Origin of the sequence: Kutzneria sp. CA-103260, from assembly GCF_018263855.1 — a bacterium.
GTDB lineage: Bacteria > Actinomycetota > Actinomycetes > Mycobacteriales > Pseudonocardiaceae > Kutzneria.
The window spans coordinates 3,378,405-3,395,441 of the sequence record NZ_CP073318.1; the positions used below are offsets into that span (position 1 = coordinate 3,378,405).

At 70.4% G+C, this 17,037-nt stretch carries 17 protein-coding genes; 7 read left to right on the forward strand and 10 right to left on the reverse strand.

The features are described from left to right. Window positions 1–45 precede the first annotated feature (45 nt). The 3 genes from JJ691_RS14560 (at window position 46) to JJ691_RS14570 (ending at window position 3,443) form a co-directional block, all read left to right on the forward strand. Complete coding sequence (locus JJ691_RS14560; protein ID WP_211769306.1) at window positions 46–303, forward strand: hypothetical protein; 258 nt, start codon at window positions 46–48, stop codon at window positions 301–303. Between the two features lie 258 nt (window positions 304–561). Next, window positions 562–2,841 (forward strand): M4 family metallopeptidase, encoded by a 2,280-nt coding sequence (locus JJ691_RS14565; RefSeq protein ID WP_211769307.1) that lies wholly within the window; start codon window positions 562–564, stop codon window positions 2,839–2,841. Between the two features lie 248 nt (window positions 2,842–3,089). Then, window positions 3,090–3,443, forward strand: coding sequence for an STAS domain-containing protein (locus tag JJ691_RS14570; protein ID WP_211769308.1), 354 nt, complete (start codon window positions 3,090–3,092; stop codon window positions 3,441–3,443). Here the strand turns inward: JJ691_RS14570 and JJ691_RS14575 are convergent. Then, the gene (locus tag JJ691_RS14575; RefSeq protein ID WP_211769309.1) at window positions 3,440–3,709 is read right to left on the reverse strand and encodes a hypothetical protein; all 270 of its coding nucleotides are present in this window, start codon (window positions 3,707–3,709) and stop codon (window positions 3,440–3,442) included. The two genes, JJ691_RS14570 and JJ691_RS14575, sit on opposite strands and share 4 nt — an antisense overlap. 193 nt (window positions 3,710–3,902) lie before the next feature. Between JJ691_RS14575 and JJ691_RS52925 the strand changes: the two genes are divergently transcribed. Continuing rightward, window positions 3,903–4,037 carry a hypothetical protein gene (locus JJ691_RS52925; protein WP_256449391.1) on the forward strand — a complete coding sequence of 45 codons (135 nt, stop codon included), beginning with the start codon at window positions 3,903–3,905 and terminating at the stop codon, window positions 4,035–4,037. A gap of 119 nt (window positions 4,038–4,156) precedes the next feature. After that, entirely contained in the window at window positions 4,157–5,365 is a 1,209-nt protein-coding gene (locus JJ691_RS14580; protein ID WP_211769310.1) for a pyridoxal phosphate-dependent decarboxylase family protein, read from the forward strand. Here JJ691_RS14580 and JJ691_RS14585 read toward each other — a convergent pair. The 4 genes from JJ691_RS14585 to JJ691_RS14600 are packed head-to-tail and all read right to left on the reverse strand — an operon-like array spanning window position 5,350 to window position 11,605. Continuing rightward, a complete protein-coding gene (locus JJ691_RS14585; protein WP_211769311.1) occupies window positions 5,350–8,544 on the reverse strand; it encodes a serine hydrolase in 3,195 nt (1,064 codons plus the stop codon). The two genes, JJ691_RS14580 and JJ691_RS14585, sit on opposite strands and share 16 nt — an antisense overlap. Before the next feature lie 35 nt (window positions 8,545–8,579). Next, a complete protein-coding gene (locus tag JJ691_RS14590) occupies window positions 8,580–9,653 on the reverse strand; it encodes a M20 family metallopeptidase (RefSeq protein WP_211769312.1) in 1,074 nt (357 codons plus the stop codon). Beyond that, window positions 9,650–11,125 (reverse strand): amidohydrolase family protein, encoded by a 1,476-nt coding sequence (locus tag JJ691_RS14595; RefSeq protein WP_211769313.1) that lies wholly within the window; start codon window positions 11,123–11,125, stop codon window positions 9,650–9,652. The genes JJ691_RS14590 and JJ691_RS14595 overlap by 4 nt, the downstream gene beginning before the upstream one ends. 27 nt (window positions 11,126–11,152) lie before the next feature. After that, a complete protein-coding gene (locus JJ691_RS14600; RefSeq protein WP_249227922.1) occupies window positions 11,153–11,605 on the reverse strand; it encodes a MarR family winged helix-turn-helix transcriptional regulator in 453 nt (150 codons plus the stop codon). 71 nt (window positions 11,606–11,676) lie between these two features. Here JJ691_RS14600 and JJ691_RS14605 point away from each other — a divergent pair, with 71 nt between their 5' ends. After that, on the forward strand, window positions 11,677–12,588 hold the full coding sequence (locus JJ691_RS14605) for an NAD-dependent epimerase/dehydratase family protein (protein ID WP_211769314.1): 912 nt from the start codon (window positions 11,677–11,679) through the stop codon (window positions 12,586–12,588). Here JJ691_RS14605 and JJ691_RS14610 read toward each other — a convergent pair. Continuing rightward, the gene (locus tag JJ691_RS14610) at window positions 12,552–13,403 is read right to left on the reverse strand and encodes a hypothetical protein (protein ID WP_211769315.1); all 852 of its coding nucleotides are present in this window, start codon (window positions 13,401–13,403) and stop codon (window positions 12,552–12,554) included. The genes JJ691_RS14605 and JJ691_RS14610 overlap by 37 nt on opposite strands. A gap of 120 nt (window positions 13,404–13,523) precedes the next feature. On the opposite strand from JJ691_RS14610, the gene JJ691_RS14615 reads away from it, so the two are divergent. Next, on the forward strand, window positions 13,524–13,979 hold the full coding sequence (locus JJ691_RS14615; RefSeq protein WP_211769316.1) for a DUF5709 domain-containing protein: 456 nt from the start codon (window positions 13,524–13,526) through the stop codon (window positions 13,977–13,979). Window positions 13,980–14,002: 23 nt separating this feature from the next. On the opposite strand, the gene JJ691_RS14620 is transcribed toward JJ691_RS14615, so the two are convergent. The 4 genes from JJ691_RS14620 to JJ691_RS14635 form a co-directional block, all read right to left on the reverse strand. Then, window positions 14,003–14,605: a mycothiol-dependent nitroreductase Rv2466c family protein gene (locus tag JJ691_RS14620; protein ID WP_211769317.1), complete on the reverse strand. Its 603-nt coding sequence runs from the start codon at window positions 14,603–14,605 to the stop codon at window positions 14,003–14,005. Between the two features lie 62 nt (window positions 14,606–14,667). Continuing rightward, window positions 14,668–15,435 (reverse strand): ABC transporter ATP-binding protein, encoded by a 768-nt coding sequence (locus JJ691_RS14625; protein WP_211769318.1) that lies wholly within the window; start codon window positions 15,433–15,435, stop codon window positions 14,668–14,670. Then, window positions 15,419–16,249, reverse strand: coding sequence for an ABC transporter permease (locus JJ691_RS14630; protein WP_211769319.1), 831 nt, complete (start codon window positions 16,247–16,249; stop codon window positions 15,419–15,421). Before JJ691_RS14630 ends, JJ691_RS14625 begins: the two co-directional genes overlap by 17 nt. After that, complete coding sequence (locus JJ691_RS14635) at window positions 16,246–17,001, reverse strand: ABC transporter permease (protein WP_211769320.1); 756 nt, start codon at window positions 16,999–17,001, stop codon at window positions 16,246–16,248. Before JJ691_RS14635 ends, JJ691_RS14630 begins: the two co-directional genes overlap by 4 nt. Window positions 17,002–17,037: the final 36 nt, after the last annotated feature.

The window sequence follows — 17,037 nt, forward strand, 5'->3', positions numbered from 1 at the left end:
GTTGGAGCGCCCTCGGCTCCGAACTTGATCACTACCCTGGCCATGGTGAGGATCCCGCTGTCGACGGCCGGCAGCCGCGACGACGTGGAGCCGTTCCTGGAACCCGTTCCACACCAAGGCGTTCTGCCGCACTGCGTCGCCGCCATCCACCACGGCGGGGCCGGCACCGAGCCGCTGCCCGCCCGCCGGCTCACCGCCGACCGCCTGGCGGCGAGGCCGGCCGCCATGTCCTCCCCGACCGCCGCACAGCGACAGGCGGCGGAGAACAGTCGCGGCCAGGCCCTCACGACGATCGCTGGTTGACTCCGCCCGCGAACCCTGCCATGTGACGAGCTCTTTCTTGTTCACAGCAATAAAATTCCGTCACGTAGCCCGAGTGGACGGCACCCGTTCGTCGCAATAACGCCGTTCAGGCGATTCATGCAAACTTCACTACCTTCGTCGGTTGTTCCCGCTTCGCCGAGCCCGGATCCTGGTCCGCGATCGACGCTCCCTTCCACCTCTGCCGGACACGGCCCGCGACCCGGGCCGGGTCAACCCCTGCTCGGAGGAGAACTGCCGATGATCCTGAGACGCACCACCGTTGTCGTCGCGGCCGGCCTGCTGGTCGCCGCCGTCACCACCAGCACGGCCGCACAGGCGCAACCCACCCCGAACACGACGTCTCCGCTCACCGCGGAGGCGATGGCCGCCAACGCGGCACAGAGCCTGGTCGCCTCCCGACCGGCCGTTCTGCACGCCAGCGCCGACGACGCGTTCGTCCAGCACAGCGTGATCTCCTCCACCAACGGGATGAAGTACGTCCCGTACGACCGCACCTACAAGGGCCTGCCGGTGGTCGGCGGCGACTTCGTGGTGTCCACCAACTCCACCGGTCAGGTCGTCGCGACCACGGTGGCCCAGGACAACACCATCAGCCTGGCCTCCACCACGCCGAAGCTGTCGGCCAAGGACGCGGAGGCCACCGCCCGCAAGCAGTTGTCCACGGTGGACAACGTCGGCGCCGCGCAGCTGGTCACCTTCGCGCTCGGCACGCCCGCGCTGGCCTGGCAGAGCACCGTGACCGGCACCAGGGACGGTGAGCCCAGCAAGCTCGACGTTGTCGTGGACGCCAACACGGGCAAGGTGTTGCACACCCAGGAGCACGTCCTGTTCGGTGACGGCACCGGTGTCTGGAACGGCCCCGAGCCGCTGCACATCGACACCACGCACTCGGGCAGCACGTACTCCATGAAGGACCCGAACATCACCAACGTCAGCTGCCAGGACGCGTCGAACAACACAACGTTCAGCAAGTCCACCGACAGCTGGGGCAACGGCGACGAGACGAGCAAGGAAACCGGCTGCGTCGACGCCCTGTACAGCATCCAGTCCGAGAACAAGATGCTGTCGCAGTGGCTGGGCCGCAACGGCTTCGACGGCAACGGCGGCGGCTGGCCGATCCGCGTCGGCCTCGACGACGAGAACGCCTACTACGACGGCAGCCAGGTGCAGATCGGCCACAACACGGCCGGACAGTGGATCCCGGCCATCGACGTGATCGCCCACGAGCACGGCCACGGCATCGACGACCACACCCCGGGCGGCATCTCCGGCAACGGCACCCAGGAGTTCGTGGCCGACGTCTTCGGCGCCTCCACCGAGTGGTTCGCCAACGAGGCCGCGCCGTACGCCAAGCCGGACTTCCTGGTCGGCAACCAGGTCAACCTGGTCGGCTCCGGCCCGATCCGCAACATGTACAACCCGTCCGCGCTGGGCGACAAGAACTGCTACGACAGCTCGATCCCCGGCACCGAGGTGCACGCCGCGGCCGGGCCCGGCAACCACTGGTTCTACCTGCTCGCCGAGGGCACCAACCCGACCAACGGCCAGCCGACCAGCCCCACCTGCAACAGCTCCAGCATCACCGGGCTGGGCGTGCAGAACGCGGTGAAGATCTTCTACAACGCGATGCTGCTCAAGACCAGCGGCAGCTCCTACCTGAAGTACCGCACCTGGACGCTGACCGCGGCCAAGAACCTGTTCCCCGGCAGCTGCACCGAGTTCAACACCGTGAAGGCGGCCTGGGACGCGATCAGCGTGCCGGCGCAGTCCGGCGACCCCACGTGCAGCGCCACCGGCACGGTGACGGTTTCCAACCCCGGCAACCAGTCCACCACCGTCGGCTCCGCGGTGAACCTGCCGCTGTCGGCCAGCGGCGGCACCGCGCCGTACAGCTGGACCGCCACCGGCCTGCCGGCCGGCCTGTCCATCAACGCCTCCACCGGTGTCATCTCGGGCACCGCCAGCACCGCCGGCAGCAGCAACGTCACGGTGACCGCCACCGACAGCGCCAGCCACAGCGGCTCCGCGTCGTTCGGCTGGACCGTCGGCACCGTCGGCGGCGGGTGCAGCGGGCAGCAGCTGGGCAACCCCGGCTTCGAGTCCGGCAACACCGTCTGGTCGGCGAGCTCCGGCGTCATCGCCCAGAACGGCTCGCAGCAGCCCACCCATGGCGGCACCTGGAACGCCTGGATGGACGGCTACGGCAGCGCCCACACCGACACGCTGTCCCAGTCGGTGGCCATCCCGGCCGGCTGCAAGGCCACGCTGACGTTCTGGCTGCACATCGACAGCGCCGAGACCACCACGTCCACCCAGTACGACAAGCTGACCGTCACCGGCGGCTCGACCACGCTGGCGACCTACTCCAACCTGAACAAGGCGTCCGGGTACGTCCAGAAGACGATCGACGTGTCGTCCTTCGCCGGGCAGACCCTCGCGCTGAAGTTCACCGCCGTGGAGGACAGCTCGCTGCAGACGTCGTTCGTCATCGACGACACCGCGGTGACGCTGAGCTGATTCCCACCGCGTCGATCACCTCCGCTTGACCGGAACGGGGAGGGCCTCGCGCCCTCCCCGTTCCCGCTCTCGTGAACAAGATCCGAACGATCATCCTTTATGGACGATCAGCGGCGTCCCGACACCGGAGAGTTGTAGTCGGGCCGAACAGGGCTACCGTCGGAGTCAAGCCGCGAGGAGCTGGCTTGGGCGGGTTTGAGCAGACAGGCTCGGTTTGGGGTTGCCCCTCGTTCACGGAGGGAGCGCCCATGGCCCAACAGTCGACGTTGAACGTCCTGGTCGAGCGCCAGGGGTCGCTGCCGATCGTGCACGTGTTCGGAGAAGTGGACATGTGCACGGTGCACGAGGCCGCGAGACCGCTGCGGCACGAGCTGTCCGCGCCACCGGCCGCGCTGGTGCTGAACCTGATCGACGTCACGTTCATCGACGCCGCCGGGATGCGCATGCTGGTGGAGGCCCAGTCGGCCGCGGACAGCACCGACACCGACCTCCAGGTCGCGCTGGCCCGCATCGTCTGGCGGCCGCTGGATCTCCTCGGCCTCACCGAGGATTTCGCCACACACCGGACGCTGGCCGCGGCCGTCGCGGCGACGGCAGCCTAGCCCGGTTCCCCACGACGCTTGCGGTGGATCACCCAGACCAGGTCGACGACGCAGACCACCGCGAGCGCCGAGAGCAGGACGATTCCCCACAGCACATGGAGGATCACGAACAGCGTGCCCGCGGCCAGGCACATCGCCAGCGCCACGGCGGCCAGCACGGTGCGCAGGGTGAGCGCGCTGTAAGCCGGGGCGGCGCCGCCGACGCCACCGAGGGGGTCGTGATAGTCGGGCAGACCCCGTTCGTACTCGGCGCGGGTGCGTTTCATGGATTTCGGGTACCCGAACCGCCTTCGCCTATTCCCGGGCGCGTCGCCCTCGGCCACCGCGCCGAGACCAACCCGATCGGGTGGATTCTCGGAGCAGCCATATGCCTGCAACAAGGGCTTTGTCTCTTTCGACCGCCTTCGCCCGTCACAACCGATTAGCCGGTTCGGTGGCCCAGGCCCTAGCTTCCAGCCCATGACCGGACTTCTGGAAAGCGCCGCGACCGTCTCCGCCGCGATCCATCGCGGTGATCCGATCCGCGCGCTGTCCACACCGGAGCCCGCCACCGCCCGGTTCGCGCCCGCGCCGACCACGCGCACGGTGACCTGAGGAATGCTCGACTCCGACCAGGAGGCCCTGCTGTCGTACGTGCGCACGTACGCGCGGGACTACCTCCGCGATCGCCACACCGCCCCGATGCAGCCGACGGCGCCAACGCGCTCAGCACGTTGCGCACGCTCGTCGAGCACGGGCAGCCGGGGTTCGCGCCGTCGACCTCCGGCCGCTACTTCGATCACGTGACGGGCGGTTCCCATCCGATCGGGCTGGCAGCGGACTGGCTCACCTCGGTGTGGGGCCAGGGCGGCGCCAGCCACGAGACGAGCCTGCTCACCACCGTGGTCGAAGAGGTCTGCGCGAAGTGGCTGACCGAGCTGTTCGGTCTGCGGCCGAACACCAGCGTCGGCGTCACTTCCGGGTACGCGACGGCCAACCTGACCGCATTGGCCGCGGCACGGCATCACGTGCTGGCCCAGGCCGGTCGGGACGTCGAGGCCGATGGTCCCGTTGGTGCACCGGAAGTTCGTGTCCTGGTCAGCGAAGGCTGCCACATCACGGTGCAGTGGGCGCTGGGGCTGGTCGGGCTGGCCGGCGGCATCCGTCCGGTGCCGTGTGACGACCAGGGCCGGATGCGGGTCGACGCGTTGGCTGCCCTGTTGGAGAAGAGCAACAGGCCGCTGATCGTGTGCGGACAGGTGGGGCACATGGACACCGGCGCCTCCGATGACGTGGCCCGGGTGGCGATGCTGACCCACCGGCACGGCGGCTGGCTGCATCTCGACGCGTCGTACGGCATGTGGGCGGCGGCCAGCCCACGGCATCATCCCCATGCGTTGCGGCGGGCCGACTCCTGGGCCACCGACGCGCACAAGTGGCTCAATGTGCCCTACGACTGCGGGATCGTGCTGTGCGCGCACCTGTCGGCATATCAGGCAGCGCTGCGCGGCCAGGCGGACTACCCGTTCGACTACCCGCCGGAGCGCTCGCGCCGAGCCCGTCCGCTGGTGCTGTGGGCCACGCTGCGACACCTCGGTGTCGAGGGTGTCATCGACCTCGTCGACCGATCATGCCGGCACGCCAGGGGAATCGCCCGCCGGCTGGCCGACGAGCCCGGGATCACCGTGCTCAACGAAGTGGTGCTGAACCAGGTGCTGGTTCGCTTCGGCGACAGCGACGAGCACACCGACGAGGTCATCGAGGCGTTGCACGACAGCGGAAACGCCTTCGCCGGCGGCACGACCTGGCGCGGGCAGCGGGCACTGCGGGTGTCGGTGTGCAACTGGCAGACCACCGAAGCGGACTGCCTGACGCTCACCGACACCCTGATCACCGCCCACCGTGTCCGGTCCCGGGCCCTCGCCGGTCAGACCTTCGGGTAGGAGCGAACGGCGATCTGCACGTACGGCTCGCCGGTTGGCAAGGTGTAGAAGACCAGGCTCGACCACGACACCTTGTCCTCCGGCCGGTACACGAACAGCGTGTCGGTCACCGGAAGCAGGTCGTGCTCCTGGACCGGCTCCGGCACGATGTCGGCGAGCAGGCCGGTGGCGGTGAACCGGATCCGCAGCCCGTTGTCGCCCCGGAATATCTCCACCCGGGCACCGGCCCGCTCGTAGACGCCGAGGTGCCGGTCGGCGTCCACTGTGGGCGGTCGGGCCGGCGGCTGCACCGGGGCCGGCACGGCAATGCCGGCCAGCTCGGCGAACAGCTCGCCGAACAGGTCCTGGAAGAGGTCCGCCGTGTTGCCGCCGTTGGTGAGCAACGTGATCGCCAGATCCAGTTCGGGCACGATCCGGAGGAACGCAGCCTGCCCCCGGGTGCTGCCGTCGTGGCCGATGATCCCGTGACTGCCCCAGTCGAACCGCATCCAGCCCAGGCCCCACGACTGGCAGGTGGTGTGCTGGTTGGGCACGTCCACCTGCCACTCGGTCATCGCCGCCGTGGCCGCCTCGCCCAGCAGGCCGGCGCCGCCGTCGAGGTGCATCCGGGCGAAGGCCAGCAGATCGGCGGCCGAGGCCGTGATCAGGCCGGCCGGGCCGAGACTACGGGTCAACATGAAAACCTTGACCGGCTGGGGTTCCTGGCCGGCAGCCGCCTCGTGGCCGACGGCGGCGCCGAGCACGATCGCCTCCTCGGGCAGGGTGACCGTGCGCTTGAGGCCGAGCGGTTCGATCAGGCGCGCCCGCAGCACGGCGTCCCAGGACTGGCCGGTGACCTGCTCGATCACCCGCCCGGCCAGCACGAATCCCGAGTTGCAGTACGACATCGTGGCGCCGAGCGGATGCACCTGCGCGGCCTGGTCCAGACCGTCGACGTACTTCTCGAGGCAGTCGTCGCCGCGGCCGGTGTCGACGAAGTGGTCGCCGTCGATGCCGCTGGTGTGGGTGAGCAGATGCCGCAGCGTGACCCGCTCGGCCACGCCCGGATCGGACAGCCGCAGGTCCGGCAGCACGTCGGCGACCGGGGCGTCGAGGTCGAGCTTGCCCTCCTCGACCAGCTGCATGATCAGCGTGGTGGTCCAGACCTTGGTGACGGAGCCGATCTGGAACACCGAGTCGTCGGCGACCGGCGCACCGGTTCCCTTGTCCAGCACGCCGAAACTCGCCACCGCGAGCTCGTCGCCACGAAGGATGCCCAGCGCCGCACCGGGCACGTGGTGCTTGCGGCACAGTTCGGCCAGTCGCCGCCGCCAGTGGTCGGTGCGGACCCGTTGCCGCTGCTCGACCCAGTCGACGATCCGGTTGCTGTAGTCGACGCGGTGCGACGGCCGGCCGTTGACGATGAACAGGTGCGAGGCGTCCGGGTAGAGCACCATCTGCGTCGGCACGCCCCGCGTGTGCAGGGCGGTGAACCACTGTTCGGCCTGCCCGACCGGGCAGCGGTCGTCGTCGCCGCCATGCAGGATCAATGTGGGTGTGCGAACGTCGTCCACGCGGGCCAACGGGTTTGCGTCGGTGGCACCCCTGAACTCTTGAGTGGCTAGGTAGTGTCCGGCATCGGAAGTGCCGGTCATGCTGGTCAGGTCGCAGACCAGGCCGCCGGCGACCGCCCGGGCGAAGCGGCTGTCGCGGCTGGTCAGGTAGCACGTCATGTAGCCGCCGTAGCTGTAGCCGCAGACGGCCAGCCGGTCCTGGTCGGCCACGCCCTCGGCGACGAGGTGGTCCAGCGGCTCAAGGAAGTCCTTGGCATCACTGCTCCCCCAGGCGCCGATCGCCGCGGTGAGAAAGGCTTCGCCGTATCCGTCACTGGCGCGGGGGTTGAGCAGCAGCACAGCCCATCCCCGCTCGGCCAGCACCTGCCGGTAGATGCGCGCCGGGTCGGCGGTGGCGTTGTAGGCGTTGTGCGGGCCGCCATGGATGTCCAGCAGCAAGGGCAGCGGCCCCTTGCGGTCGGGGTCACGCAGCAGCCAGCCGTGCACCACGGTGCCGTCCGAGACGGTGAACTCCCTTTCCTCATAGGGAAACAGTTCGACATCGGTCGGACCGTGACTCGTCCGCACCTCGACATCGCCGCTGGCCAGGCCGACGACGGCGATCTCGGCGTACGCACTCGGCGTGGCCAGCACGATCGCCGCCTTGCCGCCGGCGATGTCCACACCGGACACCACGTTGCCCGCACCGCCGAACACCAGCCGGGGTTTGGCATCCTCGACCGCGTACAGATGCGTGTAGCCTCGGTCGCGGGCGCAGAAGTACACCGTGTCCCCGACCGGCTGCGGCAACGCGCCCGGATAGCCCGTCACACCCGGCGTCACGTTGCGGTCCAATGACTCCGCGAGGTCGATGGTCTCGCCGCCGTCCAGCGGAACCTTGAGCAGCCGGCTGTTCCCGACGGTCATCGTCGTCCTGCCGACGACCAGCAGGGCCCGGCCGTCGGTGGTCCAGCCGACCGTCTCGCACCGGCCTTCCCCGCCGCCGACCATTCGCGGCTGGCCGCCGATCTCCACGACGTAGGCCGCCGAACGATAGGTGAGGTCCGCGTCGGCGTCCATCTCGGCGCGGAAGGCGATCCGCGTGCCGTCGGGCGACCAGGCCGGCTCACCGGCGTGCCAGTCGCCCGAGGTGATCTGCTGGATCTTCCCGGTGGCGACGTCCAGCACATGGATGTGCCTGCGTTTCAACCCGATCAGCCCGACCCCATCGGCCTTGTGGCCCAACCGGTCGATCACCAGCGGCCGCTCCGGCTCGTCGGGGCCGACGGCCGTGGCGAAGGCGATCCTGGTGCCGTCCGGGCTCCACACCGGCGCGCCCGCGCCGCCCGTCGTGACCGGCCGGGGTTCCCCGCCGTCCGCCGGCAGCAGCCAGATGTCCCCGTCGCGGAGGAAGGCGATCGTCGTCCCGTCCGGCGACCACGCCGGCGACGAGTCGGCGGTGCCCCGAGTGAGCTGTCGCGCCTCTCCCCCGCCAGTGTCGACCTGCCACAGCGACGTGAGGTTCCGGTCCGCCTCCCGGTCGGCCGTGCGCAGCGTGTAGACGATCCGCCGGCCGTCCGGCGACATCTCAGGCTGCGACGGGAACGCCATCTCGTACAGGTCATCGGTCTTCGTGCGTCGGGTCATGCCCAATCTCCCCCCAGGTGGATGTCAGTTGGTCTTCACCGCGTGGCCAGCACCGACTTGAGCAGGGCGACCAGCAGCGCCGTCCGCCGTGGAATCTCCTCGACGATCACGTGCTCGTGGTCGGCGTGCGCGCCGTCGCCGACCGCGCCGAGGCCGTCGAGCGTCGGAATTCCCACCCCTGCCGTGAAGTTCCCGTCCGAGGCGCCGCCGACCGCGGTCTCGGTGAGCCCGGGCAGCAGCTCCGAGGCCAGCCGGAACAGATCGGCCGAGGTCTCGTTCTCCAGCGGCGGGCGGTTGATGCCACCCTCGATGCGGACCTGTGCTCCGGCCAGCACCGGCCGGAGTTCCCGGATCGCCTGGTCCACCCGCTGCTGCTCGGCCTTCGACCAGGCCCGCACGTCCACCGCGACCGTGGCCTGCGCCGGCACGGTGTTCGTGGTGGTGCCAGCGGACAACACAGTTGGCACGACTGTGGTTCCGCGCTCCGGATCGTCCAATGCGGACACGGCGAGGACCTGGTGCGCGAGCTCGACGCCGGCGTTGATCCCCTTTTCCGGCTCCAGCCCGGCGTGCGCGGCCTTGCCCTCGACCACGACCCGATAGATGGACGTGCCCTTGCGCCGGGTCTTCAGCGCGCCGCCGGGACCGGAGGCCTCCAGCACGAACGCCGCCGCGCAGTCGCGGGCCTCGTCCTCGATCAGGGACCTGGAGCTCGGTGAACCGATCTCCTCGTCGCCGGTCACAAGGATGGTCACGCCATCGCGGTCGTCGAGCTCGGCCACCGCGTGCAGGGCCATCACGACGCCGGTCTTCATGTCGAAGCAGCCCGGGCCGCGCAGCACACCGTCCACAATGGAGAACGGATGCGTTTCCAGGGATCCATGTGGCCACACGGTGTCGTGATGGCCGAGCAGCAGCACCTTCGGCCGGTCGCCGAACCGCCAGCGCAGGTGCGTGCACCCGTTGACCAGGATGCGCTCCGGCTCGGCGTTGAGCAGCCGGCGGCCGATCGCCGCCACCACGTCCGCGCTGCGTGACACCGCGTCGTGGTCCGACGACGGCGACTCACAGCGCACCAGCTCCTCGATGTCGGCCAACAGGTCGGTCATCGCGCCTCCCCACGCAGCGGCTGCCCCGGCAGCGCCTCGGTTTGCAGTTCTCCTTGCCGGACCACGGAAGTCCCGGCGACATACAGGTGCTGGACGCCGACCGAGGGCCGGGTTCCGTCGGCGTAGGTCGCGGTGTCGGTGACCCGATCCGGGTCGAGGACCACGATGTCCGCGTCGGCGCCCACCCCGAGGTGGCCCTTCGCGCGGGCCCCGGGCGCGCAGTCGTCCAGCACCCGAGCCGGCAGGTACGAGCAGCGCCGGAACGCCTCCAGCCAGGTCCACGCGGCGGTTTCCCGCACCATCAGGCGCAGTGTCTTGCTGAACGTGCCGGCCGTGCGCGGGTGCGTCGAGCCGCCCGGAGGCAGCGGCCACTCGGTGTTCTCGTAGCGGCCGTCCGGCCAGAAGACCGGCATCGCGTCGCTGCCGACGATGGCGTCTGGGAAGGCCAGCGTGCGCCGCATCATGTCGCGGCCCTCGGCCTGGCTCTCGTCGTAGTGCTCCAGCAGGCAGGGCGCGCCCGGACTGCTCCGCCGCACCTCCAGCAGCCGCTTCTCGTCGGCCATCCGCTCGCCGGTTTCGAGCAGGATCACGCTGGAGGGGCCGAGTCCCTTCATCCGCAACCGCTCCGGCGAGATGAACGCCGCACCGATGGCCGTGCTGCCCGCGCCGTAGGGATAGGACTCCACTGTGACGCGTGATCCCGCCCGCCGGGCGCGGTCGAGCGTGCCGAGCACCCGGTCGATGTGGAAGCCCGAGGTGCTGTTGACGTGGCAGTGGTGCATCGCCGCACCGGTCTCGCCCGCCGCCCGGACGACTTCCTCCGAGCCGTCGATCGGCGTCGCCGGGTCGACCTCGACCAGCTCGCGGACGTGCGTGTACGTCGGAACCCCGGCCTTGGCCGCGAGGCCGGCGACCGCCAGGAACTCCGCCGGCTCGGTCGCCGGGGCGTAGCCCATGAGCACGCCGATGCCCAGCGCGCCGGCGGCGATCTCGTTCTCCAGCAGCGACAACCAGGCCGTCAGCTCGGCCGGCGAGGACGACCGCTGCCAGGCGGGATTGCCCAGCGTCGCCAGGCCGGTGGAGATCCGGGCGTCCGGTTCGGCGCCAAGCAGCACCTGGGCGCGGGCCATGCCCCAGGACGCCGAGAAGCCGTAGTTCAGCGGCCGCCCGGCCTGCGCCGCGTCGGCGTAGGCCTGGGCGATCGGCATCAGGCCGGCCTCCAGGTCGAGGGAGGTCGTCACGCCGTCCATCGCCTGCAACCGATGTCCGGCGATGGAGTGCACGTGGCTGTGCAGGTCGACGAAGCCCGGTCCGACGACCATCCCGGTGACGTCCACGACCTCCGTGCCCGGCGGCGCGTCGAGCCCCGGGCCGACCGCCGCGATTCTGCCGCCGGAGACCAGCACGTCGGCGAGCCCGTCGAAGCCCGCGCCCGGATCCACGACCCGGCCGCCCCGAAGCAGTGTGTCCATGCCCTCGACCCTATGGCGTCGGGCAACCTAGTCGGACTTGCGAACCGCGGCCACGATCGCCTGCAGCGACTCCCGCAGCTGCTGGCGGTCGGCGCGACTCAGCGGCTCCATCAGCTCCGTCTCCGCCACCTCGGCCGCCGCGTTGGCCTTCAGCACCGTCTCGTGGCCGACCTCGGTCAGCTCCACGACGTTGCGCCTGCGGTCCTCCGCGTGCGGGTGCCGGGAGACAAGTCCCTTGCGTTCCAAGGTGTCCAGCAACGCGACCATGGTGGTGCGGTCGATGCCCAGGCGCTGCGCCGCCTCGTGCTGCGAGCCGGGCTCGCGCCCCATCAGCACGTTCAGCACCCCCAGCTCGCGGCCGTTGACGCCGAACGGGGCGAGCGCCTGCTCCCCCAGCTCGGACATCCGCTGCTGGGCGTGCTTGAGCAGATAGGCCAGCCGGCGGGTCACCCCGGGCCCCGGGTCCTCGTCGTTCGACACCGGCCGATCCTACCGCTACGCTGATTGTCAGCAGTACTGACGATCAGCCCGACAACTCGTCTGGAGCACTGATGATTCTGATCACCGGCGGCCTCGGCTTCATCGGCTCGCACACCGCCCAGGCCCTGCTCGACCTCGGCGAGTCCTGCGTGCTGGCCCAGCGCCGACCCACCGCCGAGCCGTCCGACCTGGGCGAAGTCGTCCAGGTGGACATCACCGACCTGGACTCGCTGCGAGCCGTCGGCGACCGCCACAAGATCACCGGCATCGTCCACCTGGCCGGTTCCATGCCCTGGCCGCCGAGCCAGGACGACCCGATCGAGGCCTCCCGGCGGGCCCTCGGCGGCCTGTTCAACGTGCTTCAGGTCGCGCAGGACTGGGGCGTCTCCCGGGTCGGCCTGGCCAGCACCATCGGCGTCTACGCCGGTGTCGCCGGCGACGCCCCGCTCGCCGAGGACCTGCCCCTGCCACTGACCGCGCCCCACGTCATCCCCGCGTTCAAGAAGATCGGCGAACTGCTCGCCGACCACCTCGCCGGCGCTGCCGGGCTCGACATCGTCAACTACCGCATCGGCGCCATCTGGGGCCCGCTCGGCCACCCCGCCGACCCCTTCTTCGCCGCTCCCCAACTGGTTCACGCTGCCGCCGCCGGCACCCCCTTCACCGCCGCCGACGGCGCCATCGACCTCTGCTATGCCAAGGACTGCGGCCGCGCCCTCGCCCTGCTCCAGCTCTCCGACCGACTCCAGCACCGCACCTACAACGTCAGCGCCGGTCGCCTCACCAGCAACGCCGACGTCGTCGCCGCCCTCCGCGCCATCGCCCCCGAGTCGCAGCTCTCCCTCACCCCCAACACCGACACCCCTCGCCCGCCCCTCGACATCACCCGCCTGCGCACCGACACCGGCTACTCCCCCGCGTACGACACCGAACGCGCCGTCGCCGACTACCTGACGTGGCTGCGCGCCGGCAATCTCCGCTGACACGACCAGAGAACCGTGATCCCGGCACCGACCAGCACCAGAGCGCCGGCCGCGGCGACGGCACTGCCGGCGACAGGAGCGGTGGTGAGGTCGAAAGCGTTGATGCCGACGAAGGACTCCAGCACGATCGTCGCGGCGCAGACGAGATAGCCGGCGGTGCCCAGGGCGGTGACGCGGTGGCGGCGGGAGTCGGGCCAGGGGGTGAATCGGGTCAACCAAGCCAGAATCGGCAACGCGACAATGCCTTGCATGGCGGCGGCGTGAGCGGGCACGAGGACAACGGCGGCGGTGTAGGCGGCGTCCAGGGACACGGTGCGGGCGGTGGTGGTGCCGATGGCGATCATCACGGCTCCGACGGCCAGGCCGACGAGGAGGCTGGCGAAGCCGACGCGGAGGGCGAGCTGCATGCCGGGAGGGGCGGCGAGAGGCCGGAAAGCGGCCCGCAGCAGGAAAAGGGTGGTCACGATGATCACGGCGCCACCGGCGGCGGCGCTGAAGGCGAAGGCGGCGTTCAGCGGCGTGGTGGTGTTGAAGTGGGACGGAACCCCGCGCCACGCCTGTACGGAAATCACGACAACCTCGACCACACTCGCGGCGGCGAACCCGGCCAGCACGGCCGGGCGCACCTTGAGATAGGTGCTGCCCCAGGTGACCGCCCACAGGGTGAGGCCGAACGCCACGCCGAAGTCGGCGGGCTTGCGCCAGGAGACCGGGCCGTCCCACGGACCGCCGACCACGGCCTGCACGACCAGATGCGCCAGGCCGCTGGCGAACAGCGGCGCCGCGATGAGGTAGCAGGCCCGTCGGATCGTCATACCCGAGACGGTAGGAGCTCCACCTCCCGGCACACATCGCACGGCAGACGTACCTGAGGCCTACGCCGCCGGGCGTACGCGGTTATCCTGGCCGCGGCCACGAGTACGAAGGGGACCACCATGGGTGACCGCGACGAGATCGACGACGACGCGTTCGAGCAGCTCGACTCCCTCGACACTCTGGACGGCGGCCCCGGCGACCCGTTGGACGAGGGCTTCTCCCCGGCCGAGAAGCCGTGGGCGCTGGACGACTGGGGCACCACGCCCCGCGAGCAGCACGACGGCCAGAGCCTCGACGACCGGCTGGCCCGCGAGGTTCCCGACTTCGGCGCCGACGAGCTCGACGACGACGGCCTCGGCGACGTCTCCGACTCCGACGGCGAGCTGCGCGACTTCGAGGTCGGCGACGAGCGGGCCGGTCGCCTGGTCAGCGAGTCGTACGTGGCGTCCGACGCGGCGAGCGTGGGCGGCGACGAATGGGACGCCGACCTGCTCGCCGTGGACGTCGGCATCGACGGCGCCGGCGCGTCGGCCGAGGAGGCGGCGGTGCACGTCATCCGGGACGAAGAGAACTGATCTCCGGCCGGCGGATCGTCGCGTCAGTCGAACTTCAGGTCGCCGGTGCGGGTGCGCTTGAGCTCGAAGAAGTCGGGGTAGGCGGCGAGGGCGACGGCGCCGTCGAATATCTTGAGGGCGGTCTCGCCGCGGGGGACGGAGTTGAGCACGGGGCCGAAGAAGGCGACGCCGTCGATGTGGATGGTGGGGGTGCCGACATCCATGCCCACCGGGTCCATGCCCTCGTGGTGGCTCTTGCGGACGGCGTCGTCGAAGGCGGTGGTGTCGGCGGCGCCCAACAGGTCGGCGGGGGCGTCGAGGGCGGCGAGGGCGGCGGCGATGACCGCGCGGCGATCGTGATTGCCCTGGTTGTGGAACCGGACGCCGAACTCGGTGTAGTAGTCCCGCAGGGCCGGCTCGCCGTTGAGCTGGGCCAACGCGGCGGCGACGCGCACTGCCCACCAGCCCTCCGAGAGCCGGGCCTTGTACTGCTCGGGCAGGTCCTCCCGATCGCTGTTCAGCACGGTGAGACTCATGATCCGGAACCGCAGGTCGAGCTCGCGCTGGCGCTCGACCTCCAGGATCCACCGCGAGGTGATCCACGCGAACGGGCAGATCGGGTCGAAGTAGAAGTCGACCTTGGTCATCGGGTGCTCTCCCCCTGCGCCGGCTGGCTCGGTCGGGTCAAGCATGCCAAACCCGGCTGTGCTCAGGTGGCCACCGGGATCGGCACGCCGCGCAGCAGCCGCGCGACCTCGGAGCGGAGTTCGACGAACGTCTCGGACTCGCGGGTGGTGATCTGGTCGCGGTGCGCCGGCAGGCTCACGGGGATGTCGGCGAGGAGCCGAGCCGGCGAGCCGGACAGGACGAGCACCCGGTCCCCGAGGTAGACGCTCTCGTCGATGTCGTGGGTGACGAGCAGCATCGTGGTGCCCTGCTCGGCGTGCACGCGGAGCAGCAGGTCCTCGAGCTCGAACCGGGTCTGGGCGTCGACCGAGGCGAACGGTTCGTCCAGCAGCAGCAGGACCGGACGGTAGGCCAGCGCCCGGGCCAGGGCGACACGTTGTTGCATGCCACCGGAAAGCTGCTGCGGATGCTTGTGGGCGGCATCGGCCAGGCCGACCTGGGCCAGTGCGGCCCGGGCGCGCTCGCGGCGTTCGGACCTACTGACCCGACCGCGAAGCGGAAACTCCACATTGGACTGCACGGTCAGCCACGGGAACAGGGAGCGGCTGTAGTCCTGGAACACCACGGCCAGGTCGTCAGGGACGCCCCGGACCGGGGATCCGTGCAGCAGCACCGAACCGCCGGTCGGCGCGAGCAGGCCGGCGATGGCCCGCAGCAGGGTCGACTTGCCACAGCCGGACGGCCCGACGATGCAGGCCAGCTCGCCGGCGTCCACCGTGAACGACAGCTCGGCGATCGCGGCGTTGTCGTAGACATGGCTCAGCTGAGCCAGTTCAAGCATGGTCGACAAGTCGTCCTCCTGCTCTGGACGGCACGCGAGGCTCGCCTGCCGAGGGATGCCAACCCAGCGCCCGCCGCTCCACCGCGAGCAGCATCGTGTTGAGGGTGTAGCCGAGCACGCCGATCAGCGCGACCACCGCCCACATCTGGGCGAAGTCGAACTGGTCCTGCGCGTCCCGGAGCTCGCCGCCGAGCCCCCCGTTGGCCGCGAACAGCTCCGCGACCACCATCAGCGTCACCGACTGCGACAGACTCACCCGCAGCCCCGCGAAGATCTTCGGCAGCGCCGCCGGCAGCACGATGCGCAGCAGCAGCCGCGCCGTCGGCACGCGGAACGCCCGGGCGGTGTCCAGTTGCACCCGGTCCACGGTCCGGACACCGTCCACTGTGTTCAGCAGCACCGCCCACACCGCGCCGAACACGATCACCGTCAGCACCATCTGCGTGCCGAGCCGGCACAGCAGCACGAACACCGGCACCAGCGCCGGCAGCGGCAGGGACCGGAAGAAGGCGAACACCGGGCCCGTGTAGTGCAGGAGTCGCCGTGACAATCCGAGGGCCGTGCCCAGCACCACGCCCGCCAGCACGGCCAGCAGCCAGCCGCCGACGAGCCGTCCGACGCTCGGGAACAAGGCATCGAAGGCTTCCGGGCCGAGGAAGAGCGTGGCGGCCGTGCCGGACAACCACATCTGCCGCGCCGCGGCGAGGATTTCCAGCGGTGGTGGGTAGTAGGGGTGGTCGATGGCGGCCGTGACGAGCTGCCACCCGGTGACCAGGAGCAGGAAGACGGCCCAGCGCAGGACAAAGCCGTGCAGACGGCTCATGATGCCACCTCCGCCCCATGCCACCAGAAGTACCGGCGCTGCACCCGTTCCAGGCCGGCGTTGATCAGATAGCCGAGCACCCCGGCCACCACCACGCCGGCCAGGACACGGTCCATTCGGGTCGCGCCGCTGGCGGCGGCGAGGATGAACTGGCCGATGCCGCCGCTGGCGCCGGTGAGCATCTCGGCGGAGATCACCACCGCCAGGCCGATGGCCGCGGACAGCCGCACACCGGTGAGCACGAACGGGGCGACGCTGGGCAACGCGACCCGGGTCAGCACGCGGGCCCGGTAGACCCGCGCAGTGTCCACTTGCACCGGTTCGATCTCACCGAAGGCGTAGATGGTGTTGAACAGAATCGGCCACAGGCCGGCGAAAACGGCCAGAGCGATCTTGGTGGCCGGACCGCCGCCGATGGACACCACGAGCAGCGGCACGAGCGCCACGGCCGGGATCGGCCGCAGGAACTCGACAACCGTTCGACTGGCGACCCGCAGCCAGGGCACACCCGCCAGCAGCAGCCCGGCCGGCACCGCGATGCCGACGGCCAGCGCCAGGGCGATGGCCCACGACAGCACCGTGGCCACCACCGCCAGTTGGAACGCCGGGTCCACCAACATCACGGCCAACTGCGGGAACACGACCGACGGCGGTGGCAGGTATTCCGACGGGACGGCGCCGACCAGCACGACCGCCTCCCAGCCGAGCAGGAGGCAGCCGATGCCGATCAGTCCCCGCAGCGCGGCGCGCATCAACGCCGCCCGACCAGGTGTGCCGTGTCCGGCCTC